The organism is Siminovitchia fordii DSM 16014 = CIP 108821 (assembly GCF_000374565.1).
Taxonomy (GTDB): Bacteria; Bacillota; Bacilli; order Bacillales; family Bacillaceae_C; genus Siminovitchia; species Siminovitchia fordii.
The window spans coordinates 55064-78827 of sequence record NZ_KB894692.1 but is presented as its reverse complement, the minus strand read 5'-3'; the positions used below and the strand labels follow the sequence as shown (position 1 = coordinate 78827).

The 23764-nt window shown below is 41.2% G+C and carries 27 protein-coding genes; 3 read left to right on the top strand and 24 right to left on the bottom strand.

Going from position 1 to position 23764, the window contains the following annotated elements; translation table 11 throughout:
• Positions 1 to 22: 22 nt before the first annotated feature.
• On the top strand, positions 23 to 1399 hold the full coding sequence (locus C509_RS0112265) for an amidase (protein ID WP_018707230.1): 1377 nt from the start codon (positions 23 to 25) through the stop codon (positions 1397 to 1399).
• Between the two features lie 69 nt (positions 1400 to 1468).
• Here the strand turns inward: C509_RS0112265 and C509_RS25580 are convergent, their stop codons facing one another.
• The 15 genes from C509_RS25580 to mntR form a co-directional block, all read right to left on the bottom strand.
• Complete coding sequence (locus tag C509_RS25580) at positions 1469 to 1639, bottom strand: YozD family protein (protein ID WP_018707229.1); 171 nt, start codon at positions 1637 to 1639, stop codon at positions 1469 to 1471.
• 28 nt (positions 1640 to 1667) lie between these two features.
• Positions 1668 to 1895: a YozE family protein gene (locus C509_RS0112255; RefSeq protein ID WP_018707228.1), complete on the bottom strand. Its 228-nt coding sequence runs from the start codon at positions 1893 to 1895 to the stop codon at positions 1668 to 1670.
• Positions 1896 to 2090: 195 nt separating this feature from the next.
• Positions 2091 to 2249: a YjcZ family sporulation protein gene (locus C509_RS25575; protein WP_018707227.1), complete on the bottom strand. Its 159-nt coding sequence runs from the start codon at positions 2247 to 2249 to the stop codon at positions 2091 to 2093.
• Between the two features lie 131 nt (positions 2250 to 2380).
• Positions 2381 to 2806: a peptide-methionine (R)-S-oxide reductase MsrB gene (msrB, locus tag C509_RS0112245; RefSeq protein WP_018707226.1), complete on the bottom strand. Its 426-nt coding sequence runs from the start codon at positions 2804 to 2806 to the stop codon at positions 2381 to 2383.
• On the bottom strand, positions 2793 to 3344 hold the full coding sequence (gene msrA / locus C509_RS0112240; RefSeq protein ID WP_018707225.1) for a peptide-methionine (S)-S-oxide reductase MsrA: 552 nt from the start codon (positions 3342 to 3344) through the stop codon (positions 2793 to 2795). The genes msrB and msrA overlap by 14 nt, the downstream gene beginning before the upstream one ends.
• A gap of 26 nt (positions 3345 to 3370) precedes the next feature.
• Entirely contained in the window at positions 3371 to 3955 is a 585-nt protein-coding gene (locus tag C509_RS0112235; RefSeq protein ID WP_018707224.1) for a YpmS family protein, read from the bottom strand.
• Positions 3956 to 3986: 31 nt separating this feature from the next.
• A complete protein-coding gene (locus C509_RS0112230; protein ID WP_018707223.1) occupies positions 3987 to 4760 on the bottom strand; it encodes a GDSL-type esterase/lipase family protein in 774 nt (257 codons plus the stop codon).
• A 139-nt stretch (positions 4761 to 4899) separates the two neighbouring features.
• The gene (locus tag C509_RS0112225; protein WP_018707222.1) at positions 4900 to 5736 is read right to left on the bottom strand and encodes a DegV family protein; all 837 of its coding nucleotides are present in this window, start codon (positions 5734 to 5736) and stop codon (positions 4900 to 4902) included.
• Positions 5737 to 5813: 77 nt separating this feature from the next.
• Positions 5814 to 6299, bottom strand: coding sequence for a dihydrofolate reductase (locus tag C509_RS0112220; RefSeq protein ID WP_018707221.1), 486 nt, complete (start codon positions 6297 to 6299; stop codon positions 5814 to 5816).
• Positions 6296 to 7090, bottom strand: a complete 795-nt coding sequence (locus C509_RS0112215) for a thymidylate synthase (protein WP_018707220.1) — start codon at positions 7088 to 7090, stop codon at positions 6296 to 6298. Before C509_RS0112215 ends, C509_RS0112220 begins: the two co-directional genes overlap by 4 nt.
• A 16-nt stretch (positions 7091 to 7106) precedes the next feature.
• Complete coding sequence (locus tag C509_RS0112210) at positions 7107 to 7796, bottom strand: anthrax toxin lethal factor-related metalloendopeptidase (protein ID WP_018707219.1); 690 nt, start codon at positions 7794 to 7796, stop codon at positions 7107 to 7109.
• A 349-nt stretch (positions 7797 to 8145) separates the two neighbouring features.
• Entirely contained in the window at positions 8146 to 8583 is a 438-nt protein-coding gene (locus tag C509_RS0112205; RefSeq protein WP_018707218.1) for a BrxA/BrxB family bacilliredoxin, read from the bottom strand.
• 19 nt (positions 8584 to 8602) lie between these two features.
• Positions 8603 to 9739: a conserved virulence factor C family protein gene (locus tag C509_RS0112200; protein ID WP_018707217.1), complete on the bottom strand. Its 1137-nt coding sequence runs from the start codon at positions 9737 to 9739 to the stop codon at positions 8603 to 8605.
• A 179-nt stretch (positions 9740 to 9918) separates the two neighbouring features.
• A complete protein-coding gene (locus C509_RS0112195) occupies positions 9919 to 11610 on the bottom strand; it encodes a formate--tetrahydrofolate ligase (protein WP_026319830.1) in 1692 nt (563 codons plus the stop codon).
• A 123-nt stretch (positions 11611 to 11733) separates the two neighbouring features.
• Positions 11734 to 12168 (bottom strand): transcriptional regulator MntR, encoded by a 435-nt coding sequence (mntR, locus tag C509_RS0112190; RefSeq protein ID WP_018707215.1) that lies wholly within the window; start codon positions 12166 to 12168, stop codon positions 11734 to 11736.
• Between the two features lie 276 nt (positions 12169 to 12444).
• Here mntR and cspD point away from each other — a divergent pair, with 276 nt between their 5' ends.
• Positions 12445 to 12654, top strand: coding sequence for a cold-shock protein CspD (gene cspD, locus C509_RS0112185; RefSeq protein ID WP_018707214.1), 210 nt, complete (start codon positions 12445 to 12447; stop codon positions 12652 to 12654).
• A 24-nt stretch (positions 12655 to 12678) separates the two neighbouring features.
• Here the strand turns inward: cspD and C509_RS0112180 are convergent, their stop codons facing one another.
• Positions 12679 to 12870 carry a zinc-finger domain-containing protein gene (locus C509_RS0112180; protein ID WP_018707213.1) on the bottom strand — a complete coding sequence of 64 codons (192 nt, stop codon included), beginning with the start codon at positions 12868 to 12870 and terminating at the stop codon, positions 12679 to 12681.
• Between the two features lie 61 nt (positions 12871 to 12931).
• The gene (locus C509_RS0112175) at positions 12932 to 13591 is read right to left on the bottom strand and encodes a reverse transcriptase-like protein (protein ID WP_018707212.1); all 660 of its coding nucleotides are present in this window, start codon (positions 13589 to 13591) and stop codon (positions 12932 to 12934) included.
• Between the two features lie 124 nt (positions 13592 to 13715).
• Between C509_RS0112175 and C509_RS0112170 the strand changes: the two genes are divergently transcribed.
• Positions 13716 to 14114 carry a reverse transcriptase-like protein gene (locus C509_RS0112170; RefSeq protein WP_018707211.1) on the top strand — a complete coding sequence of 133 codons (399 nt, stop codon included), beginning with the start codon at positions 13716 to 13718 and terminating at the stop codon, positions 14112 to 14114.
• Between the two features lie 34 nt (positions 14115 to 14148).
• On the opposite strand, the gene C509_RS0112165 is transcribed toward C509_RS0112170, so the two are convergent.
• From C509_RS0112165 to C509_RS0112135, 7 genes are all read right to left on the bottom strand, one after another.
• Positions 14149 to 15069, bottom strand: a complete 921-nt coding sequence (locus tag C509_RS0112165; RefSeq protein ID WP_211214271.1) for a 5'-3' exonuclease — start codon at positions 15067 to 15069, stop codon at positions 14149 to 14151.
• Positions 15070 to 15146: 77 nt separating this feature from the next.
• Positions 15147 to 15977, bottom strand: coding sequence for a sulfurtransferase (locus C509_RS0112160; RefSeq protein WP_018707209.1), 831 nt, complete (start codon positions 15975 to 15977; stop codon positions 15147 to 15149).
• 23 nt (positions 15978 to 16000) lie between these two features.
• A complete protein-coding gene (locus tag C509_RS0112155; protein ID WP_018707208.1) occupies positions 16001 to 19618 on the bottom strand; it encodes a dynamin family protein in 3618 nt (1205 codons plus the stop codon).
• An 86-nt stretch (positions 19619 to 19704) separates the two neighbouring features.
• Positions 19705 to 20226, bottom strand: a complete 522-nt coding sequence (locus C509_RS0112150) for an isoprenylcysteine carboxyl methyltransferase family protein (RefSeq protein ID WP_018707207.1) — start codon at positions 20224 to 20226, stop codon at positions 19705 to 19707.
• Positions 20226 to 21308 (bottom strand): type III polyketide synthase, encoded by a 1083-nt coding sequence (locus tag C509_RS0112145; protein ID WP_018707206.1) that lies wholly within the window; start codon positions 21306 to 21308, stop codon positions 20226 to 20228. Before C509_RS0112145 ends, C509_RS0112150 begins: the two co-directional genes overlap by 1 nt.
• 47 nt (positions 21309 to 21355) lie before the next feature.
• A complete protein-coding gene (aroA, locus tag C509_RS0112140; RefSeq protein WP_026319828.1) occupies positions 21356 to 22639 on the bottom strand; it encodes a 3-phosphoshikimate 1-carboxyvinyltransferase in 1284 nt (427 codons plus the stop codon).
• An 18-nt stretch (positions 22640 to 22657) separates the two neighbouring features.
• Positions 22658 to 23761, bottom strand: a complete 1104-nt coding sequence (locus tag C509_RS0112135) for a prephenate dehydrogenase (RefSeq protein WP_018707204.1) — start codon at positions 23759 to 23761, stop codon at positions 22658 to 22660.
• Positions 23762 to 23764 lie beyond the last annotated feature (3 nt).

Genomic DNA, 23764 nt, shown 5'->3' with positions numbered 1-23764 from the left:
TTAAAATGATGGAGGTTAAAATATGCTATCAATTAAAGATATGCTAGAGGGTTTCAGGAAGAAAGAGCTGTCGCCTGTAGAAGTGACGAGGGAATACTTGAAAAGGGCGAAACAGGCAGAATCTCTGAACGCTTTTATTCAATTAACAGAAGAAACAGCATTGAATCAGGCGAAATTGGCTGAAATTCGCTGGTCCATGGGGCAAGCTGGAAAGCTTGAAGGAATACCCTTATCTTATAAAGACAACATTCATGTAAAGGGGGTCCCTGCCACGAGCGGATCCATCATCGATCGCGACTTTGTACCAACTAACAATGCTCCCATCATTCAGACCCTACAGAAGGATGGCGCCATTATGATAGGAAAAACGAATATGCATGAATTTGCTTTCGGAATAACGAATAATAATCCTTTTTACGGTCCAGCGAGAAACCCTTGGAATCCCGGCTATATTTCCGGAGGCTCAAGCGGAGGCTCAGCTGTGTCTGTCGCTGCCAATCTATGCGCGGCTTCCATAGGGACAGATACTGGCGGATCCATCAGAATTCCCGCTTCCTGCTGCGGTTTAATCGGATTGAAACCGACATACGGGCTACTCAACAATTCCGGTATCACCCCCCTATCCTGGTCACTGGACCATAACGGCCCTATCGTCCAAAATACTGCTGACCTGGCATTGGTAATGGGAGCATTGACAAATTCGAACTATTCATACGAAAATACTTCTATAAAAGGATGGAGAATGGGCATCCCTTCCAACTTTTTTACTGATCGGATTGAACCTGAGGTATTGGAAGTATACGAAAGTACATTAAAGAGATTTGAAGAACTGGGTGCGTCACTCGTTTATGTAGAAATACCACATGTTGAAGAAACATCCTCATTAACTTTCACCTTGGCAATTGCAGAGGCTGGCTATGTTCATAAGGATCGGATTGCACGTAATCTTGGCAAGTATGGAGAAGATGTAAAACAAATAATGGAATCCAGCTCTTCGATACAGGCAATTGACTATATCAACGCGCTGAGACGCAAAGAACAAATAACCGAAGAATTCGATATTTTATTTAAAGACATTGACCTGATTGTCACCCCCACCCTCCCTGCTCTTCCAAAAGCTATTGGAGAGGGAGGGGTCCAATTCAACGGTGAAACTGAATCTATTTTTAACTGTATGATACGATATACTTCTTATTTCAATTTAACCGGGCACCCCGCCCTATCCATACCGGCCGGGCTTAGTGAAGAAAGACTTCCGGTCGGTGTTCAGCTCGTGGGGAAAAAAATGAGCGAACAGGGACTTATTTCCGCTGCAGCCGCTTTTGAGAAACACTATTTAGGGAATTTTTATAAAATGAGAGAAAGTGTATGTTCAGCAACAGCCGTAAGCTATCAATAGCTGAAATGAAACATAATGAGTATCATAAAGGGGTCGCCGGCTTCCCCTTTTTATCTCTTTCAAGAAAGATCACTCATCCCATTCTTCAGTTATGATATCTTTTTTTAATAAGTACTCGAACGTGATATCCGCAAGCTCCCTGGTATTTTCTTCTGTTGGAATGAAACCCCTTTTGATGAGTTCTTGATAAAAAAATTCTGCAATTTCTTCTGTGTCAATAAACACATCGATTTCACGCATTTCATTCCGCCCCTTTTTATTCATTTTTCTATCTTTTGTTCTCTGCTTCCAAATACAATTCCCAAGCCCTATCGAAAACGGACAGTGTCGTTTGATAACTTCCGCTCAATTCAAGGTAATCGCTGATTTCATAGTAATCCATTGAATCTTTTGGAAAACCATGATCCTTATAAACTTCTGTCGCAAAATAGCTTATATCATCTTTTGATTCCGGCTGCCGGTATTTCAGTAAAAAATGGTAAAAAGGTTTCTTCATAACTTTGTACGCCTTTCAGCTTTGTTATTCTTTCAATATAGCTTAGCTGATTGTCCGGTACATGTAAATAAAAACCTCTTACAAGGTAAAGGAAATAGGTTGTCTTTCTTTAAATATATGCACAGCCACCATCAAAAAGCCCCCAGTTTTTAGGAGGCTCGCTATTTCACAAGAGAATTCTAATTTAATAATGTTCTAGAAACACCAGCATGCCCCGATGATAATCAACAGGATAAACAGTACAACAATCAGGGCAAAACCGCCGCCGAATCCGCCTACTCCACACCCTCCATAGCCATATGCCGGGGATGCAAATCCATCGCAACCGCATCCGCCGTATCCGCCATAGTACATGTCATCACTCCTCAATTGATTTCTTATAGTCTCTTCATCCATATACTATGTAGGAGTTTCGCGGACCGCATGTGCTTATGCCCATTTTTTCTCAAAAGAGGGATATTTGTTGGACGTCGACGGCATGTGATCTATTCGAACATTTGTTTAAATTCACTGTAACCTTCTTCTTCCAGTTTCTCTTTTGGTATAAATCGCAGTGCTGCAGAATTAATACAGTATCTCAACCCCGTTGGTCCGGGACCATCCGGAAAAACATGCCCCAAATGGGAATCGGCCGTCTTACTTCTTACTTCAGTTCGTATCATGCCATGGCTGAAATCCTGCTTCTCCAATACTTCGCTTTCTTCTATCGGCTTTGTAAAGCTTGGCCAACCACATCCGGCATCATACTGGTCTTTTGAACTAAATAAGGGTTTTCCTGAAATAATATCTACATATATACCTTCCGCATTGTTATTCCAATATTCATTGCGAAAAGGCGGCTCGGTTCCATTATTCTGTGTCACTTCATATTGCATTGGCGTTAATTTTTTTCTAAGTTCATTTTTGTTCATGTTGATCACCCCAATGTCGATCAATGAATTGTGCTCTCCCTGAGCCGTGTTGATATGCGTTATAACGTTCAGGATTTTTCCGATAGAATTCTTGATGGTATTCCTCAGCTTCGTAAAAAGGCTGAGCCGGCTCAATCGTTACAACGATAGGCCTGGTGAACTTTCCACTTTCATCCAGGTTTTGCTTAGATTTTTCCGCAAGCACCCGCTGTTCTTCATTATGATAAAAGATGGCAGGGCGATAAGAGTCGCCTCGATCATAAAATTGCCCACCCGCATCAGTCGGATCGATTTGCATCCAGTATAGGTCAAGAAGATTGACATATGGTATGACTGTTGAATCAAAAGTGATTTGAACTGCCTCAGTATGGCCTGTTACCCCTGAACAAACCTGCTCATAGGTGGGATTTTTGGTTGTTCCCCCAGTATACCCAGATACGACTTTCTTAATTCCAGGTATCTCATCAAACGGTTTGACCATACACCAAAAACAGCCTCCTGCAAATGTTGCCAGCTGCAATCGATCGTTTACTGTCATTGATATTCCTCCTTGTACAGTTTCTATTATTCTGTAGGGACCAGCATTTTCATCGATATCCGATCTTCTGCAAGGTCAAACTCCTGCACTCGTACCTGAATCCCATTGTTCAGTCTCATTTCCCTGAGTGCCACATATACCTGCTGGTCGTTTGGCTGAATAATTACCCAAGGGGGCAATTTATAGGCATCTCGTATAAACTTCAGTATATAAGATACAGGCAATTTTACATCGCCTAAATAAACATCCTTCTGCTCCAACACCAGATCACCATTGTCTAAGGCTTTTGGTTCAAATGTCATTTTTAGCTGCAGTACCTGGGAAAATACTGATACCTCCCCATAAAGTTCGACCTCATCTGTCAAAAAGACATTATAATTAATTGGCCCATTCAAGCCTTCCTTTTCTATATAGTAATTGATAAGATCATTCAAATCCTCTTTATGGGTATTTATAGTAAATTCTGAATAAGTACCTGTATCCGTTGTATCTTTTGGGATCTCTTTTTGATCAGATGACAAAAAAATGAGCAGCCCAATTCCCAATACGAATACCAAGTTAACGGCCGCTAACACCAAAAAACTGATCTTCCAATAGTTTTTGTTACCCATTACCTTTCCCCCGCGCTGCAAAGTTCCTTTTTCAAATATAGTTTTCGGCAGTCAAATAATTATAAATGCGCTCTGCTATCAACTCATACCCTCGGGTGTTAGGGTGGAAATAATCCGTATAAAGCAGACTCTCCTCATTATTTTCAAAAATGTCTGCAACGGGAACAAAGAGCGCATGATTATATTTTGCAATTGTCTCAGAACTCACATTGTTCCAGTTTTCAACCACTTGATCCATTTCTTTTATATCTGAAAACCATTTGATAAAAGGATTATAAATACCGACAAGAATAATTCCGGCATCACTATTATAACTCCTTATCAGGGCTAATATGTCATCGAGCCTCTTTTGATATTCATCCTCTGCCGCAATGAATTTATTAAGCTTGAGGCCCAAGAGGTTTTCTCTAAAAACCTGCATGATATCATTGCCGCCGATTGTAATGATAACCATATCAGCGTCCATGATGTCTGATATTACTTTCGGCTGTTGCAGGCGCTTCAACAATTGGTCAGTTCTGTTTCCTTTTTTGCCGTGATTAATAAATTCTGCTTTTTTGATGCCTTTTAATTTTTCAAGTTCCGACTGCAAGAAGGGAATATAGCCTCCATGCTGGTCATCAGATCCTACCCCCTGCGTCAAAGAATCCCCGACGGAAACAACTTTTACATCCTGTGGTATAAAATCCGCAGGAGGAGTTTGTTTTTCTTCAATAGCCGTTTCATTCTTACTCAATTGCCTTGTATGGCTTACACATCCGGAAAGAAATAAAACGAAACACAACGCTAATACAATTTTTTTCATCTGGCTTGCCCACTCACTTTATTTAAGTGCTTTCATTATAACATCATATGCAGTATAAGATAAAAAGATATTGAACTATTAGAGAAAGCACCTGTCCATTACCACCAAAATAAAAGCGATCGTAAATGACCGCCCCCTGTTATTCCGCAAAATAAGAAAAGCCTATTGCTCCTTGTCCGGTATGAGTACTGATGACCGGGCTCGTCCAAAGTATCTCAACAGAATGGAAACCTGACTTTTCCTCTATTTGTTCTTTCAATTTCATGGCAAATTCCAGTCCATTCGCATGTGCAATACTTGCATATTTGATTGTTTTCCCTTTCACATCATTCATAAACTGTTTCACTATATATTTAATTGCCTGTGATTGGCTTCTAGCTTTGGCAACTGGGGAATATTCTCCGTTTTCCAAGATCGCGATCGGTTTGATATTCAGGAAGGAGCCAATCATCGCTGTCCCTTTTCCAATCCGTCCGCCTTTAACAAGATTTTCCAATGTATCCACAACCACAAATAAATGAGTGTTTTTTCTAATATGGTCTAATTTCTCCAAAATTTCATCCATAACGCAGCCTTTCTTCGCCATTCTTGCTGCTTCTCTCACCTGAAAACCTAAGGCTTTGGAGATAAACAATGAATCTACTACAGTCACTTTTCTTCCAGACATCGTTGCGGCAGTCTTTGCGGATTCCGAAGTACCACTCAATTTTCCTGAGAGATGGATTGATAACACTTCACTTCCATCTTCAGCCAATTGATTATATAACTTGAGCAATTCCCCAATTGCCGGCTGGGAACTTTTTGGAAAATTATTGGATTCTTTCATTTTCTCAATGAATTCTTCTGGAGTTATATCAACCCCATCCAAATAAGAGTCCTCACCTATGGATATAGTAAGGGGGATTATTTGGACATCCAACTCCTTCGCTTCTTGCATCGTTAAATCACTGCTTGAATCAGTCACTATTTTAATCATATTCGTGCTGCACATCCTTAGAGCTAATAATCTTTCCGGACTGACAAATGAAAAAGCGAACACACCGGTTCGCTTTATTAGTCCCGTTCGTATACTTGGAATTCATAATCATACGGATTTTGGTCATCTTTAGGGCCTTTTTTAGCTGATATCAAGCGCCATTTTTTCCAATCCAGCTCCGGAAAATATGTATCACCCTCAAAAGTAGCTCTGATCCTCGTTACATACAGTCGATTGACGGCATCCAGAAAAAGTTTGAATACTTCGGAACCGCCAGTAATAAACACTTCCGTGCCGTTTTCTTCAATCCATCCAAGAAGCTCATCTTTGGAATGAAAAACAAGACAGCCTTTTGCCTGATAATCCGGATCTCTTGTCAGTATGATATTTGTACGTCCCGGCAATGGCCTGCCGATAGATTCAAAAGTTTTTCTTCCCATTACAATTGGGTGGCCCATTGTCGTTTCTTTAAAATATTTCAAATCTGCCGGGAGTCGCCATGGAAGTTCATTTTTTTTCCCGATTAACCCATTCTCATCTTGGGCCCACAAATAAGAAATCATACACTCACTGCTCCTTTAATATGCGGTTGGGCATGATAATCTTCCAATGAAAAATCATCATAAGTGAAAGAGAACAAGTCCTTCACATTCTTATTGATCTTCATTTTTGGAAGCGGGCCCGGTTTTCTCGTCAACTGCAATTTTACCTGTTCCACATGATTTTTATATATGTGAGCATCGCCCAATGTATGGACGAACTCTCCAGGCTTAAGGCCCGATACATGAGCCATCATCATTGTCAGCAATGCATAAGACGCAATGTTAAAGGGTACACCCAGAAAAATATCGGCAGAACGCTGATAGAGCTGGCAGGAAAGTTTTCCATCAGCAACATAGAACTGAAATAGACAATGGCATGGCGGCAATGCCATCTTCTCTATGTCCCCAACGTTCCAGGCATTGACAATCATCCGGCGGGAATCCGGGTTTGTCTTGAGCTGATGCAGAACATCTTTGATTTGATCCACTGTTTCCCCATCAGCAGTCTGCCATGACCGCCATTGCTTTCCGTAAACAGGACCGAGGTCACCATTCTCGTCTGCCCATTCATTCCAAATTCTGACTCCATGCTCCTGCAGATACTTCACATTCGTATCTCCGGCCAAAAACCAAAGGAGCTCATAAATAATTGATTTCACATGCAGTTTTTTTGTGGTCAACAGCGGAAACCCTTCCTGTAAATCAAACCTCATTTGATATCCGAAAGTGCTGATCGTTCCTGTTCCGGTCCGATCCTCCTTCACTGTTCCTTTCTCAAGCACATGCCTGCATAATTTCAGATACTGTTCCATAAAAGACACCCTCGCTTTATTGTAGGCTGTTTAAAAAAGTATACATCTTCGGTGCTTTCTTTTTCAATTGCTGCCGTGTACTTTCAGAGTAAAAGTAATAAGCGAAACATTCAGCAAAATACTCTTCCTTATAATCGAGAAAATAATCTCTTTTAGGGAATAGTGAGCTAGCCTCCTGTTTCCATATTTGTGTTATTTCTTTATCCATTTTTTCATTACTATAGGAAAATCGCTGAAGGGAATGTGCCAGTTCATGATATTCAAGATTTACAGAACTATGGCCTTTTCCTTTTTCACTTGACCCGATTTTAACAAAGACATACTGCGAGCCGCCAGCCCCCGGCAAATCATCCCATGACACAGTTTCCGGGTAACCCCTTGGCACCTTCCCTTTCAGATGCTCTGCGTATGGCTGGTCCGTCAGTTTCCCTTCAAAGAGAATTATTTTAACGCCACTCTCTCTAATATCTGATAATATGGATTCCGGCAGATGATCCAGCCTCTTGACAATTTTAGCCGCTTCCGCTTCATCAAACTCCTTGTCTGGTAATATGACTGTATTTTTCAGCAGATTGCCTGACTTTAATGATAATATGCTATGAAGCTCACTTTCTCCGAGCGGGATCCCAATATTTGTTGCCTTGGAAAAGTCGGAAATAAGAAATAGGACAGGGAAAATAAGAAGAATTAATAATATTTTGCGCATCCTGGACTGCCTCTTCTCTTCTTATGTTTTTACTCTGAAGATAGATTACATTATATCATACTTAATGAGAGATATAGAGACTTCCAGAAGAAGATTTTCATTGTGTATGCTGCTTTAAATAAATGAATAGAACGAGATTAGATTACTTACCTAGAAAGATTTTCTGAAATAATGGTAAAATTTTTATGTTGAGGTATAATATGAGTATTCGTTTGGAATAAGGAGGGTTTTATAGATGACGACTGCACTAATAACAATCGGACTTATAGTTTTGTTGGGTTATTTTGTTTATATGACGATTGCGGATTAAGAGCTTTGGGCATAAGAGCGGCCCAAAGCTCTCTATCCTTTATTTGCAATTTTTATCAAAAGCGGCTTTCAAACTGGCAACGATATAATCCACATCATTATCCTCGATATTTTCCCTTGGAATGAAATGGACAACTTCTTTTTCTTGCATCAGTGCAATGGAAGGCGATGACGGTTCATATCCGGTAAAATACTCCCGCATTTTTGCGGTTGCTTCTCTCTCCTGTCCGGCAAAAACCGTTACAAGATGATCAGGCTTAACGGCGCTTTCCTCAATTGCCCTGATGGCTGCAGGTCTTGCCAGTCCGGCAGCGCAGCCACAGACCGAGTTGACAACAACAAGTGTAGTTCCTTTTACATTATTCATGAAATCTTCAACTTCTTCAGGGGTCAAAAGCTCCTTGAATTTTGCATTCACAAGCTCCTCCCTCATTGGCTTGACCACTTGTTTCATATATTCTTCATATGCCATCGACATTCATGATTCCTCCATTTCTTTACTTCGTTGTTTGTCTCCTTGCCTCCGTCATTTGCTTCCAAACGGAACCTTTGGCCTCTTCCCCGCCTTCAATGCGTTCGATAGCCATTCTTATCTGTAAACGCACTTCAAATTCCGGATCGTTTTCGGCTTCTTTAAGGGCAGGCAAAACCCGTTCATCCCCTACTTCATATAGGAACATCGCAGCCCGCCAACGTACAATTCTGCTTTTATCTTTCAATGCTTGGCTCATTTCTTCCATGGCTTCGGAAAATCCAAGATCTGATAGACAATCACCTGCTGTTCTTCTTACAGTGACCGTTTTATCATGCAGCCCTTTATATAAAAAAGGAAGAACCCTTTTATCTTCTATCATTCCAAGATAAACGACAGCAAGTCTTCTTATAGATGACTTTTCATCGTGTAAGGCTTTTTCTAGTACCGGAAGATCTTCAAGCTCAGGTGTATCCATTTGCTCCAAAAGCTGATATCTTTTTCTCCAATCATCCTCATCGAGCATCTCCGGAGTGAGCTTGATTAATTTTCTTGATTGAACAGACTGTTGGCCCTCAGGCTTATTCGCATTTTCAATAATCTGTTGCAATCTTTCATCAGGATAGGCAGCCCCCAGCTCGTCCGTTACCTGTTGGCCAATCGTATCCAAATCACCGTATCTGACTCCCATGTCCTTCCACTTTCGTAAGAGCACATAATTATCACCTTCCGATTGTACTGCAGACATGGCATCTGTAAACCGCTTAGGCAATCCGAATCTTCTTTCTTCTGTTCCGGTTGACAGCTTTACCTGTAATGGGATGCCCTTAAACATTTGAACTTGTACTTCCACTTCGCCAAAATGTTCGTCGGCTTCTATTTTTCCTTCATTCGAGCTTTCTCCATCCTCGCCAAACACTTCCCTGACTTTTGGTAATATTTCTTCCCAATGAAATTTTCCATTTCTTTCTACTGCCAAAAAGTCGGCTACATGATAGACTCCCTTGACTCCATCTATTTCGAGAATCTGTTTTATATACGGCGGGGCTGAATCCATTTGTTCCTTTTTATAATTATTGCTGACACCGGATTCAAGTTCCTCGCTTAAGATGACCTTCATCGTATTTGGACTCGGTGTCGGTTCAATTGTTTTTATTTTCATGACAATCCACCTTTCCCGAAAATAGTCATTGAAATTGTCTATGGTAATTGTAACACAGCCTTTATCTATACACTAATATCAAAGGTGGGGCCTTGCCCGTGAGCGATTTCGGCGGTGCAACTTTTCATTACTGTCGGATAAAAAAGGCACAAACACAGAACGGTTTGCGCCTTTAATATTTAAAATAACCCTATTGCCCGCCCTTTTTCATCAACATCCATATGATAGGCCGCCGGCTCTTTTGGAAGTCCCGGCATGGTCATCATTTCTCCGGTTAAAGCAACAATAAAACCAGCTCCGAGTTTCGGCTTGAGTTCTCGGACATGGATGATGAAATCTTCTGGACGACCGAGTTTGGCAGGGTCGTCTGAAAGGGAGTATTGAGTTTTCGCCATACAGACAGGCAAGTTGTCCCATCCCAGTTCTTCGAATTCCTTCAATTGCTTTAATGCTGCAACTGAAAACTCTACTTCTTTTCCACCGTAAACCTCGTGGACGATAGCCTTGATTTTTTTTTCAAGAGAGTCCGATAGATCGTATAAATAATTGAACTGGCGATTGCTTGATTCTATTTCATTCAATACCTTTTCAGCCAGGCTTATTCCGCCCGCTCCGCCTTTTTCCCAAACCTCTGTCAATGCAACAGGGATTGAATGTTTATCACACCATTTTTCAAGAACGGATACCTCAGACTCCGTATCAGCAGAAAACTTATTGATCGCTACAACGAAAGGCAGCCCAAATTTTGCAATCGTTTCCGTATGTTTCTTAAGGTTTTCCAAACCTTTTTCAAGGGCCATTATATTTTCATGGGTCAGCTCATTTTTTGAAACCCCTCCATGCATCTTTAAAGCCCTGATTGTTGCTACAATAACAACTGCATCCGGCTGCAGACCGGCATTTCTGGATTTTATATGAAGAAATTTTTCCGCGCCAAGATCTGCTCCGAATCCCGCTTCCGTCACTACATAATCACCCATTTTCGCTGCCGTTTTCGTCGCTACGATACTGTTGCACCCGTGGGCAATATTAGCAAACGGCCCTCCGTGAATGATAGCGGGTGTATGCTCGATTGTCTGGACGAGATTTGGCTTGAGTGCATCTTTTAATAGTAGTGCAAGCGCCCCTTGAACTCCGAGATCTTTTACGGTGACAGGCTTCTTGTCTAAATCATATGCAATAACCATGCGGGAAAGTCTCCGTTTTAAATCCTCCAAATCTGTTGACAGGCATAGCACAGCCATTATTTCCGAAGCCACAGTTATATCAAAGCCATCCTCACGAGGTATACCTTGTGCAGCTCCTCCAAGGCCTACGACTACTTCACGCAAGGCACGGTCATTTAAATCTACGGCCCGCTTCCAAACGACTCTGCGCTGATCGATTCTCAGCTTGTTCCCCTGTTGCATGTGGTTGTCCAGCAATGCAGCAAGTGCATTATTTGCTGTCGTGATGGCATGCAAATCTCCTGTGAAATGCAAATTGATGTCTTCCATTGGAAGTACCTGGGCACGGCCCCCACCTGTTGCCCCCCCTTTGATTCCCATGGTTGGGCCGAGTGACGGTTCCCTGAGTGCGATTACCGTCTTTTTACCTAGCCTTGATAATGCATCGCCGAGACCTACAGTCACTGTTGATTTGCCTTCCCCTGCCGGAGTCGGATTGATGGATGTGACAAGGATGAGCTTTCCATCTTTGTTTTTCTGAATTTCTTTAATTTTTTCATATGAAATCTTCGCTTTGTACTTCCCGTAATATTCAATATCATCTTCATACAGACCGATCTTTTCTGCCACTTGTTGGATTGGCCATAACTCGGCGTTTTGTGCGATTGCGATATCACTCATTGGCTGTTGTCCGCTCACTTGCATTCCTCCCCATTTTTAAATCAATTGTACCATATAGCACCATCTTTTCCTTTTATTTTCCTGAATACAAAGAAAAAGAAAAAACGCTTTGAATTTATATCAAAGCGTTTTTTAAAGATACAATATCTATTGATTTGCAGCTTCTTCCTCATTTTTTTCTTGAATAAGCTTCAATTCCGATATTCTTTCCGGGTACTCTTCAAAATATTGCACAAGATCACCAATGCGGTCAATGGAATTCCAGCTCAAATGATGTTCAATTCCCTCTACATCATCGTATATATTATCCTCATCCACTCCGATGATCATAAGAAACCTTTCAAGCAAGTCATGACGGTCAACTAGTCGCTTACCAATTTTTTTTCCTTTGGCAGTTAACACGAGACCTCTGTATCGTTCATAATGAAGGTAGCTTTCCCGATCAAGTTTTTGAACCATTTTGGTAACCGAGGAGGGATGGACTTCGAGTGCTTCAGCTATATCTGAAACTCTTGCATATCCTTTGTTGGTGATCAGTAAATAAATCTGTTCAATATAATCCTCCATGCTTGGGGTCGGCATCTTTATCCCTCCTCTTTCCTGTAATAAGCAAATAAAAGTGTACTATAAGAAAGAAGTTTTAACAAGTAATGTATGCCTTTCAGCTTTTTGTTATTCAAATTTTCAAATAAATCAAGTTAATTTACAGCGTTTTCTTGACTCTTTTTTTTGCGTGGTGTATAGTTGATTTATCTTTAAGCAAAAATATAGGGAATCTACAGATTTTTCAGTAGTTTTGCTTATTGATAATATTTTTTATAGGCATTTATTGCCGAAGATTTTAGGAGGATTAAGTGCATGCAAAATGGAAAAGTAAAATGGTTTAACAATGAAAAAGGTTATGGTTTTATTGAAGTTGAGGGCGGGGACGATGTTTTCGTACATTTTACCGCAATTCAAGGAGAAGGCTTTAAAACATTGGAAGAAGGCGAAGAAGTTTCTTTCGAGATTGTTGAAGGAAACCGTGGGCCTCAGGCTGCTAACGTAAATAAAGTTTCTTCTATATAAAAACCCAAAGGCTGACATATTTTGTCAGCCTTTTATTGTTTTTATTAGTAATTCGCCTTTCTTTTGAAGGATATCACCAACCGTACATTGTTTAATGCAAAAGTGGTGAGCGTACGACTTACTGAATTCTTTTCTGAAATGTTTTTTTAAAAAGCAGTCTTCACAGTATTTCTCTAATAGATCATTTATTTCTTTCATCACTTTTGAACGGTTCATGTGACCAACCTTCCCTTGACACTTATTCTTGTGACCCCAGACACATTAACACCTTAATTTTTTATGTTTCGATCTTCTGATGGCTGTCAATCAATATATTTTGAAGGGCTTGGCTGGCCAGTTTATCTGCTTCTTTATTTTCATTTCTAGGAATGACTTGAAATGACGGCTGTAGAGCCATGGCTTCGATTTTAGCTTCAATCCTGTCCAGCCACTGATTCAGCGTTTCTTCGAAACATGGCCATTCCCCGGAAAGCTGCTTAAGTACTCCCTGAGCATCACCTTTGATTACACATGGGGAATGCTTGACTCCGATTTGCTGGAGTAACTCCATAGCATTGTACAATGCTGCGTATTCGGCTTCATTGTTGTTTGACAGCTCAAGTAATTTCGCGTTATACCTCATGCGAAATCTCTCCCTGCCTTTATCATAATAAATGACAATGCCGATCCCGGACTCTGTATTCTGGCGGTCATATCCACCGTCAAAGAATATAGTAGGATTGGTCGGTTCTTCTTCTAGCTTTTCCATCAGCTTATTAAATTCCTTTAATGTCCATTCCCTTCCCATTTCATCCATTACCATAATATCTTTGATCCGGCCTGTCTTCAGCATATCGTTCACCAACATACTAATTGTCTTATCCTCAAACCACTCCGACTCCAATTGAAGTCCTTTGGTCTTAGGGCCTTTATAATGAAATTTCAGCTTTATATACATTCAACGATCCCTCAATGTAAATTTGTTGGTTCAGATCTTCCTATCAGATATAATTTAAGTGACCTTCTTTAATTATGATATTTCCCAAGTTGCGGGAAAATAACCGAATGGAGATGCCGGTCAAATGATTGAAGTATACATCGACGGTGCTAGTGCAGGAAACCCGGGCCTGAGCGGCATTGGCATTTTTATAAAAAATCATGGTCACGTTGAGAACCATTCGATTCCGCTTGGACATTTAACTAATCATGAAGCCGAATTTATAGCTTTGATCAAAGCACTGGAAATTTGCTTGGATCACTCATATACCATTATTTCTGTAAGATCTGATTCTTCCCTTGTAGTCGATGCCATCGAGAATGAATTCGTACGTAATAAAAAATATGCGCCGCTTCTAGAGGAAGCCCTTCGACTTTCAAATTCATTCGAGCTTTTCTTTATCAAGTGGATACCTTCAAAGGAAAACAAAAAAGCGGATGAACTCGCAAGAAAAGCCATCCGAATGAACCATAAAGAAATGTAACATATTCGTATTGTTAATATAGACTTCATTTCCGTCAACGTGTCATTTCCCATTCTGCAAAAGGATCTTCCACAATTTCTTTTTCTAATTGATATAGCTGCCGGCGGACAGTGTTTAATTCATGTTCTTGAACGATTTCAAAGGCACTTTTCGGAACGCCTCTCCAATCAGCTTCTTCAAGATTGATTTTAACCGGGACCTCACAATGAATTTCAGCTAACTCCCGTGAAAGAAACATCATTTCCTTATCCTGTTCTATCTTTTTTTGCTGCGATGGTGTTAGAGCTGATAAGTTCGCTAGCAATGACTCGATATCCCCGTGATCCTGTATCAGTTTCATTGCCGTCTTTTCACCAATACCTTTAACACCCGGATACCCGTCACTGGTATCACCCATTAAAGCTTTTACATCCACAAGCTGTTTAGGGGCCAGATTGAATTTTTCCGTAAACTCTTTTTTTGTATACTTGGCATAATTACCAATCCCTTTTTGCAAAATCCACACGTGTACTTGATCATCCAAAATTTGCAGCAGATCGCGGTCACCTGTTAAAACGGTGATATCAATATCCTTTTTCATTTGTTCACAAATAGTGCCAATGCAATCATCTGCTTCATAACCGGCAAGCCCTACATTCGGAATGGAAAAAGCTGATGTTACTTCTTTTACCAGATCGAATTGCGGAAGAAGCTCCAAGGGAGGAGCCTCCCGATTGGACTTATAATCTTGGAATATATCGTTTCTGAATGTTTTGCTCCCCATATCCCAACACACGGCAACATGTGAGGGTTGAGAGGATTCCAGCGCTGATAGGAAATGCCGTAAAAAACCCTGAACAGCGTTAGTCGGTATCCCCTTGCTGTTAGTCATAAATTGCTTTCTGATGGAAGTAGCAAAAAATGCACGGAAAAGCAGAGCCATGCCGTCAACTAGTAATAACCTGTTTTTAGTCATCATTGGATAACACCTTTCAACCATTTTTCGTTTAACGTCATTATAGCATGAAAAACAGGGCTTTCTGTTAGCCCTGCTTAATTCCCTTCTTTTGAGACTGGATTTTCCGGATAGGAAATCCAATCGGAATAACTGCCTGCATACAATTTGACATGCTTATATCCCGCTTCCAGCAGTGCGATGATATTCGGAGTGGCTGACACTCCCGAACCGCAATAAACAATGATTTTACTGTCTTTATCCAATTCAGAAAATCTACTAATCTGTTCTTCACGGCTCTTCCATTTTCCATCTTTAAACCCGTCTGTCCATTCATGGTTAATGGCACCCGGAATATGCCCCGGTTTGCGGTCAAGCGGTTCAATAAGGCCCAGATACCTTTCCCGCGCCCTTGAATCAATCAGTACTGCCGATTGTTTATCCAACGCGGCTCTAACATCTGCTATATCTGCAAGCATGTCATGATTCATCCTAATAGTAAAATGGACAGGTTTATAATCCGGTATTGTATCCGTAATAGGAAAATCAGATTCCTCCCATGATTCCATGCCGCCATCCAATACATAGACATCAGGATGCCCCATATATTTTAATAGCCACCAAAAGCGGGACGCAAAGCAATTTTCCCCGCGGTCATAAGTAATCACTGTCATTTTTTCATTGATGCCGGCTTGTCCCAATTTCTGTTTCAGCTTTTGGAAATCCGGTAGTGGGTGCCGGCCCCCATGCTTCTGAACTTTATCAGAAAGATCATGGGCCAAGTCAAAATGAACGGCACCGGGAATGTGTTTCTGTTCGTAAGTCCTTCTGCCATATGAATGGTCATTCAATGAGTAAGTGGCGTCAACAATTCGGATATTTTCATCTTCCAGCCTCTCTTTCAGCCATTCGATCGATTTAAAGTACATGATCAACTTCCCCCTTCAGAAGTTCAGTCAGCCGGGACTATTGCCTGGCGAATCTCCTTCCAATGATCGATCTTGCCGGTATCCTCAAATGCAAGCAGCCATGCTGAATATTGACCGTTTATATCATCTTTTATGTTTTTTATCATTCTTTCAAATTCGGCTTTCAACATTCCTTGATAATGCTGATTCAATTTGGCGAGGCCTTGTTCTAAATATGAATCTGCAAGCGGGGAAAGCAAATCTTCCAGTGCTTCCTCCATTAGCTTTTTCTCGTTTTTTTCAAAAAAGGACTTTGGATTTTTGAAATACTTGAATGACCCAGCAAAATATTTTCTGTCATTGTCTTTAAATGCCGGTGAAAAATCAAGTGTTTCTGCCTTGCCAAACTCAGGCGATGATATCATCAAGTTTTTATCCATTGACATTATCTCACGATTAATTTGATCAAAGCGTTCCTTGAGGAGTTTTCCTGCAAATTGCTCGACTCTTATAGAGGTGGCACGAAGTTCCTGCGCAAAATCGAAACCAGAAGCCTCCAAATAATCATCCAATGCCCTATTTAATGAGTTTTTATTATTATCTTGCAATGCAGCAGGATTGAAAGCTTCCTTGAAAAAGTCCGGAAGTCTGTAAAAGGCCCTCTGTTTGACGTAATGGACCAGTTCCTGGGCCTCTTGTGAAAGCCTGTCAGGCATGGTTGCCACCCCAATGTCTCCTAGCCACTCATTCAATTGATCTCTCGTCTCAATAAGTCTGCTCTTATGTGCAGCCCTCTCCGATTCATCCTCATTCGCAGAGTTGATCATCTGATCGAGCATCTTTACAGCACGTTGATATTCAGCATCAGCGGATTGAATGGCCATTTTTGCCAAATCACGTTCAAGAAAATAAGAAAATGCCTTTGTAAATTCTTCAATATTAGAGATTTCTATTGTTTCCGGTATCTGTGCAAGCTTGCTTGACAATCCAAAAATTCTTGGGAAACGAATCCCGTACTCAGTCAATTGATTCTTGACATATCCCAGCACGTCGTTTACTTCTTCATCTGAAGACGCAAGGTCGATGGCATTAACAATAAAAAACATTTTATCCAATTCAAAAGCATCTTTCACCCGGCCCAGTTGGATCAGGAATTCCCTGTCCGCTTTGGAGAACGCATGGTTGTAATATGTGACAAATAGTATAGCATCTGAATTTTTAATGTAATTGAACGCAACCCCTGTATGACGTGCATTGATAGAATCTGCTCCGGGTGTGTCCACCAGTGTGACGCCTTTTCTAGTAAAAGGACAGTCATAATACAGATCGATCAATTCGACAAAACATGATTGGGATTCGTTCGCAACAAATCCTTGGAAATCATCAATGCCTGTAATGATGGATTGTCCAAGTTTATCGGAAAATTCATCATACCCTGTCTGAAATGCGCTCAGGAAAGATAAATGCACCTTCTCTTTCCCTTCTCCTTCTTTTTGTGAAAGGACAGATGGGATGAGGTGGTAGGCTTCTTCAAGTGTATTGCAATCTTTCCCGAAAAGCTGCAATGACTGTTTTACATCATCAAGCATATCTTTTGGCTCTTTTAAACGGACAACTGCAGTGCCATGCTCATAATCCTGGTTTGGTGGACATATCCTGTTTATGGCTGCCGTTGTCGGATTTGGTGAAACAGGCAGTACCTTTTCACCGAGCATGGCATTGGCAAAGGATGATTTTCCTGCACTGAAAGCACCAAAAAGAGCAATTGTATAGTTATTGTTTTTCAGATTGTAAGCCTTCTGCCGAAGATGTTCGGTTATTCTCTCGAAACCTGCTTCTTTTGATAAATGAGAGATAGCGAGATCCAGCTTATGGATGACATCCTTTTGAGGAGGAGCGTTGTCTTCATATGTCTCAACCGGAGCACTTGGCTGAACATCCTCTTTCACAGATGTACTGTTACCATGTTTTACAATATTGTCTTGGAAAATATTTACGTCTTTATCTAATTGCGCCCATTCCACTTGGAGTTTTTCAAAAATCACCTCTTCTTTACCAGTCGGTGTTTCTACGCACTCCAGTTTCAACCTGTAGTCCTCGTCGAGTTTTTCAAGCTGTCTGATAGCAGTAGTCACTTTTTCAACTTCAGCTGCATCTGCCCTGATTAAAAGCAGTTCACTTTTTGCTTTTTCCTCAAATACAGCAACGATTTTTTCTTTTAATTTGTCGGACTGGTTGATTGCAGCCCTCTTCAATTGATTGGCGAGTTCTTCCGTATAGTTCAGCACATATTCGCCTGTTACTTGTGCACCCTTATTGATGGCGTTCACTAGCATATCATTTTCAAAATCAACTTTTAAGCTTTGAGCTTCGGCTTCGAGGTCACCACTTGAGATTGAGCTTGCTTGGAGCTTACGGGCGAACAGTTCACGCAAATGCCACTCAAGCTGCAATTCCACCTGGCGGCGGATGCTATCTGCAAATTCATTGAGGCGGGACGCTTTCTCTTCTTCTGTTTTCTTTCTGCTCATAAAAAAGCCGACTTTGAAATCTGGCTGTGCAGATTCCAAAAAACGTTCGGCGAGTTCTCTTATTTCATAAGGCATCAAGTAGGCATTTTTTAGCAAATTTGCCCTTTCCTCTTCAAAATCACGAATCCAATCATCCGCCTTATTAAGCAAATTTCTCTCTTTGATTTGCAGATTTTCCTGTTCACTGAAAATGCCGGCAAGGTTTGTATCTTCAAGGTCATCAATAACATCCTTATATGGCAAACCTTCCTGTATTTTTTCCTCTTGCAGCCATTCCTCATGTTCTTTCATCATTTGGTGAAAAGCAGATAAAATGGTGTTATTCATCCAATCTTCATGATTGGTGATGGCATCTTGAATCAATGCTTTTACAGAGTGAAATTCATTAAATCTGTTATCAGGATTTTTCAATGTAGTAAAAAAAATCTCTTCCGGGTACACATTCCATGCTGCAAAGGATTCTCTGACCGATTTTCTAAATCCTTCAAAAGGAAGCTCCTCTTCATTATGTTTGTCGATCTGATTGACGATCAAATATAGCTTTACCCCATGCTGAAGGAGATTTCTGGTATATAAAAAGTTCAGTTCGGACTGTACATGATTGTAGTCCATTACATAAAAAACGATATCAGCCAAATGAAGAGCTGATTCTGTTGAAATCCTATGTGCATCATCCGTCGAGTCGACACCAGGTGTGTCCATAACAGTGATTCCCGGGGGAAGCTTTGAACCGGACTTCCCTATTTCTACCTCTATTACTTCTCCGCTCTTACAAAACTCCTTCACTGTGTCAAAATCATACGGGGCTCTAAATAACAGCGGCTTTTCATTCTTATAATATACTTTGGCAAATTCTTCCTGTGCTTCATGTACCTTTACGAGATTTGCGCTTGTCGGAATCGGGCTGGACGGAAGAATCTGTTCACCAATCAATGCATTGATCATTGTAGATTTACCCGCCGAGAAATGGCCACTGAATGCTGTGATAAATTCATTTTCATGCATTTTTTTAAGTAGCTTGGCAGCTTTTTCAGCACGAACCGAATCTCCATTTTGCTGAAATCTCAAAAGCAGAGTGAGTGCTTTTTGAAGCTGCATGTTATTTATGGATCTTTCCAATACCTGTACCATGCTGTTGACAATCCCCTTACACTTTTTCTTTTCTATCATCCATTTTACCTAACTTTTTGTCATTTTCATATCCTATAGTCCTATAATTACAAACGCGAAGGATAATCTGTATATTTTCGGAGGGCTTTTTCCTCCACAGGTATTCTGACAGCCAATACGAACTGATTTAAGACGAAAAATACTGCTGCAGTCAAGTAGGCCTGAAAAATAAGAGGAATGATAATCAATTCGATAGTGACGATCAAATAGTTGGGGTGCTTGATATATTTGAATGGTCCCTTTTTAACGGACTTTGCCCCTGGAAGGACAATGATCTTTGTATTCCAATATTTCCCCAAAGTTCCAATAATCCATATTCTCGCTGCCTGCGTCAATAGAAATATAATGATCAGTGCTCCCCAATAGGGGTTGAGTGTTCTTTGAAGAACAGTAACTTCCAAAACCAGAGAAATGAAAAAAACAAGATGCATGAGCACCATGGCCCAATAATGACTCTTTCCAAATTCTTTGCCACCACGCTCTTTCATCCATCGCTCATTCCTCTTGGCCAATGCAAGTTCTGACAAACGCTGGATGATAACAACCATCAAAAATACAGTGAAAAACATCATTCCCACCTGACCAAAAGAAGCTCGGAACTGAATCCGGGACCCAATGCGGTAATGATTCCATATTCACCGCTTCGTATGTTTTTGTTTAAAAAATTCTTTAGTACATATAAAACGGAGGCTGATGACATATTGCCATAATCACGAAGAACATTTAACGATTCCAGTGTTTTTTCCGCATCGAGATGCAAGGCTTTTTCATAGGCCGAGATCACTTTTTTGCCGCCCGGATGTGCAATGAATGGACCAATGTCCCGTATTTTCAATTGATGTTCTTCCAAAAATCCCGAAACATTGGGTTCTAGCCAATTTTCCACGAGTGCTGGAATGCTCTTTGAAAATACAACAAATAGGCCCTCGTCCTTAATGTCCCATCCCATCACATCCAGGGAGTCACTAAGCAGTGTGGATTTCGTATCTATCACTCTGGGTACCGGACTATACGTAAGTCTTTCACGATCAACTTCTGTACCAACCACAAGTGCAGCCGCAGCTCCATCGGCAAAAAGAGAAGTGCCAATCAGGTTGCTTTTTGAAAGGTCGTCTTTCTGGAATGTTAAGCTGCATAATTCAACCGCTACAACCAATACTTTTGCCGAGGGAAATGCCCGGCAATACTCATATGCCCTTGAAAGTCCGGCCGCCCCGCCTGCACAGCCCAATCCCCAGATAGGAATTCTCTTCACATGCCTTGAAAAGGGAAGCACGTTCATCATTCTTGCTTCCAAGCTCGGTGTAGCAAGCCCTGTTGTACAGATCATGAAGATGGCATCAATATCCTCATATTCAACCTTTTCCGTTAAAAGCGGGGAATGTAAACAGCTGACTATGGCCTTGATACTTAAATCCACTGCCGTCTCAATAAAAGCGTCATTCTTCTCTTCGAAGGAATGGTCACTTTGATACCATTTTATACCTTTTGCAATATGCCTCTTTTCGATTTCACCATTGTGAAAAACTTTCAGCAATCGATCTATATGGTCAACTGACGTGGAAAAAAGATGCCTGGCAAACTCCATGGCATCTTTTTGTGAAATTTTATTCTCAGGGACTCCTGTTCCGACTGATAAAATGTACGGCAATTGAATATCCCCCTTCTCTTTCCCCTCGGGCGATTGTAATGGTAAGATTAAGACTTCAGTTCTTCTAAATGTTGAAAGAAATTGGGGTAAGAAATGGAAATGGCCTCACTGTTTTCAACGACGGTCTCTCCTTTGGCAAGGCACGAGGCAATCGCCAGCATCATTCCGATACGGTGGTCTCCATGGCTATCAACAAGCGAAGGACGCAGATCAGTTCCACCGTAAATGATCATCCCATCGTCGGTGGCTTCTATCCTTGCTCCCATTTTAGAAAGCTCCCGCACCACTGTGTCAATACGGTTTGTCTCCTTGACCTTTAACTCTTCCGCATCTTTTATGATGGTTACTCCTTCAGCCTGAGTCGCTGCCAATGCTATAATCGGTATTTCATCTATCAGCCTGGGTATCATGTCCCCGCCAATTTCAATACCTTTTAGATTCGATGTTTTAATGGAGATATCCGCAGCTGGTTCAATTTCGCCTGATTCAGTTTCTTCTATTATAATATTCGCACCCATTTCTTTCAGTACGTCTATTATTCCAGTTCTTGTTGAGTTTATTCCTACATTCTTGATAGTCAATTCACTATTGGGGACAATGGCTCCAGCAACAAGAAAAAATGCGGCCGAAGAAATATCTCCTGGAACTTTAATTGTTGTGCCTTTTAAAGCTTGTTTTCCCCTGATTGCCGTTTTTAATCCATCAATTTCCACCTCGCAGCCAAAGGCTTTCAGCATTCTTTCCGTATGGTCTCTCGATGATTGGGGTTCAATAACTGTTGTCATCCCTTCTGCATGAAGTCCCGCCAATAAAATCGACGATTTGACCTGTGCGCTGGCAACCGGAGATGAATATTCAATTCCTTTAAGACCTCCGCCCCTGATGCTAATCGGTGTAAAGCTTCCATTTTTACGGCCGTCGATTCTAGCCCCCATCTGCCTTAAAGGACGAGCCACCCTATCCATAGGCCTTTTCGCAATGGAATCATCCCCTATAAGACAAGTGTGGAAAGGGGCTCCGGCTAAAATTCCGAGCATTAAGCGTATAGTGGTTCCGGAGTTTCCAACATCAAGGATTTCATCTGGCTCTTTTAAGCCATTAAATCCAGTTCCGTCAATTTCCACATAATTCCCTTCCCGCTTGATTTGAACTCCCATCTTTCTAAAACAATCGATTGTATTCAGACAATCTTCACCTGTTAGCAGCCCATAGACTTTCGTCTTACCCTCGGCAATCGCACCAAGCATGACTGACCTATGGGAAATTGATTTATCACCGGGCACCTTGATTGTGCCCTTCAATTGAATGTCTCCTTCTGTTTTCAATGTAATTGTCAACAGGATTTCCCCCTACATATTTAAATACGTCTCATAGTCGTTTTCATTCAGGCAATCTCTTGCCTTTTGCCTGTCTTCCTCTGTTTGAAAGCTTAACCGAAGTACCCCGAAAACATCTTCCCGTGCTTCCAGAATCCGAATATTTGTCAAACTGATCTTCTTCTCGGCCAATATGGTTGTAACATGAGAGATGACCCCTGGCTTATCCAAAACATCGACGTACAGATCATAAAAAGCATCGATTGCTCCTCTTGCTCTTACAGGAAGAGAATCCCTAAACTTTTTTGCATTGGCAAAATAGTTGTAAATGTTATTTTTATTCCCGGATTGCACTAGCTCCTTTATATGTTTCATCTCATCGATCCATTCATCAATCAAGGAGAGTAAGCTGGATTGATTATGTTTGACAATATCTCCCCACATAGCGGGGCTGCTGGAGGCAATCCGGGTGATATCTCGGAATCCGCCTGCCGCAAGCCAGCGGACACGTTCATTAATCCCAGAGTGTTTTTCCACCTGACTGACTATACCTGCGGCAATTAAGTGGGGCAAGTGGCTGACAACCCCGGTAATCATATCATGTTCTTCCGGTTCCATGATCACGAAATTTGCACCTGTCCCCTTCAGCCAATCTTTCAGTTCACATACTATTTCTTCGTTTGTATCTTTAGCAGGTGTCAAAATATAAAAAGCATTTTCAAATAAATGTTTCCTTGCGCTGCCGGCCCCGGATTTATGGGATCCAGCCATAGGATGGCCACCGATAAAAACTGCCCCTTTTTTCCGTAATACCGCTGACTTTTCCATTATTTTAACTTTTGTACTTCCCACATCAGTAATGATGGCTTCCGGCTTTAAGGGCAGTTCCGCCAATTGGCAGATTTTTTGCTCTACTTCTTCAACAGGGCAGGCAAGAATGATTAAATCACTCTTTACCGCTTCTTTCTCAAAGGATGGAGAGCATTCATCGATGATGTTCATTCTCTCGGCAAGCCTGCAATTTTCTTCATTCAGGTCATAGCCGATAATATAAGCACCGGGATGTTCCTTTTTGATCGCTAAGGCAATAGAGCCACCGATCAACCCCACCCCTATGATTAAAACTCTTTTATCCAAGCT

Bases quoted from the DNA above. Each gene is read 5' to 3' on its own strand.
- C509_RS25575 (WP_018707227.1), bottom strand. From the start codon at position 2,249: ATGTACTATGGCGGATACGGCGGATGCGGTTGCGATGGATTTGCATCC.
- C509_RS0112205 (WP_018707218.1), bottom strand. From the start codon at position 8,583: ATGTCGATGGCATATGAAGAATATATGAAACAAGTGGTCAAGCCAATG.
- C509_RS0112215 (WP_018707220.1), bottom strand. From the start codon at position 7,090: ATGGAACAGTATCTGAAATTATGCAGGCATGTGCTTGAGAAAGGAACA.
- C509_RS0112170 (WP_018707211.1), top strand. From the start codon at position 13,716: ATGATTGAAGTATACATCGACGGTGCTAGTGCAGGAAACCCGGGCCTG.
- mntR (WP_018707215.1), bottom strand. From the start codon at position 12,168: ATGCCGACCCCAAGCATGGAGGATTATATTGAACAGATTTATTTACTG.
- C509_RS0112195 (WP_026319830.1), bottom strand. From the start codon at position 11,610: ATGCAAGTGAGCGGACAACAGCCAATGAGTGATATCGCAATCGCACAA.
- C509_RS0112165 (WP_211214271.1), bottom strand. From the start codon at position 15,069: ATGACTAAAAACAGGTTATTACTAGTTGACGGCATGGCTCTGCTTTTC.
- C509_RS0112235 (WP_018707224.1), bottom strand. From the start codon at position 3,955: ATGGGTAACAAAAACTATTGGAAGATCAGTTTTTTGGTGTTAGCGGCC.
- C509_RS0112160 (WP_018707209.1), bottom strand. From the start codon at position 15,977: ATGTACTTTAAATCGATCGAATGGCTGAAAGAGAGGCTGGAAGATGAA.
- C509_RS0112155 (WP_018707208.1), bottom strand. From the start codon at position 19,618: ATGGTACAGGTATTGGAAAGATCCATAAATAACATGCAGCTTCAAAAA.
- C509_RS0112180 (WP_018707213.1), bottom strand. From the start codon at position 12,870: ATGAACCGTTCAAAAGTGATGAAAGAAATAAATGATCTATTAGAGAAA.
- C509_RS0112150 (WP_018707207.1), bottom strand. From the start codon at position 20,226: ATGTTTTTCACTGTATTTTTGATGGTTGTTATCATCCAGCGTTTGTCA.
- C509_RS0112200 (WP_018707217.1), bottom strand. From the start codon at position 9,739: ATGAAAATAAAAACAATTGAACCGACACCGAGTCCAAATACGATGAAG.
- C509_RS0112255 (WP_018707228.1), bottom strand. From the start codon at position 1,895: ATGAAGAAACCTTTTTACCATTTTTTACTGAAATACCGGCAGCCGGAA.
- C509_RS25580 (WP_018707229.1), bottom strand. From the start codon at position 1,639: ATGCGTGAAATCGATGTGTTTATTGACACAGAAGAAATTGCAGAATTT.
- C509_RS0112225 (WP_018707222.1), bottom strand. From the start codon at position 5,736: ATGATTAAAATAGTGACTGATTCAAGCAGTGATTTAACGATGCAAGAA.
- cspD (WP_018707214.1), top strand. From the start codon at position 12,445: ATGCAAAATGGAAAAGTAAAATGGTTTAACAATGAAAAAGGTTATGGT.
- C509_RS0112210 (WP_018707219.1), bottom strand. From the start codon at position 7,796: ATGCGCAAAATATTATTAATTCTTCTTATTTTCCCTGTCCTATTTCTT.
- C509_RS0112175 (WP_018707212.1), bottom strand. From the start codon at position 13,591: ATGTATATAAAGCTGAAATTTCATTATAAAGGCCCTAAGACCAAAGGA.
- C509_RS0112220 (WP_018707221.1), bottom strand. From the start codon at position 6,299: ATGATTTCTTATTTGTGGGCCCAAGATGAGAATGGGTTAATCGGGAAA.
- msrA (WP_018707225.1), bottom strand. From the start codon at position 3,344: ATGACAGTAAACGATCGATTGCAGCTGGCAACATTTGCAGGAGGCTGT.
- C509_RS0112265 (WP_018707230.1), top strand. From the start codon at position 23: ATGCTATCAATTAAAGATATGCTAGAGGGTTTCAGGAAGAAAGAGCTG.
- msrB (WP_018707226.1), bottom strand. From the start codon at position 2,806: ATGAACAAAAATGAACTTAGAAAAAAATTAACGCCAATGCAATATGAA.
- C509_RS0112230 (WP_018707223.1), bottom strand. From the start codon at position 4,760: ATGAAAAAAATTGTATTAGCGTTGTGTTTCGTTTTATTTCTTTCCGGA.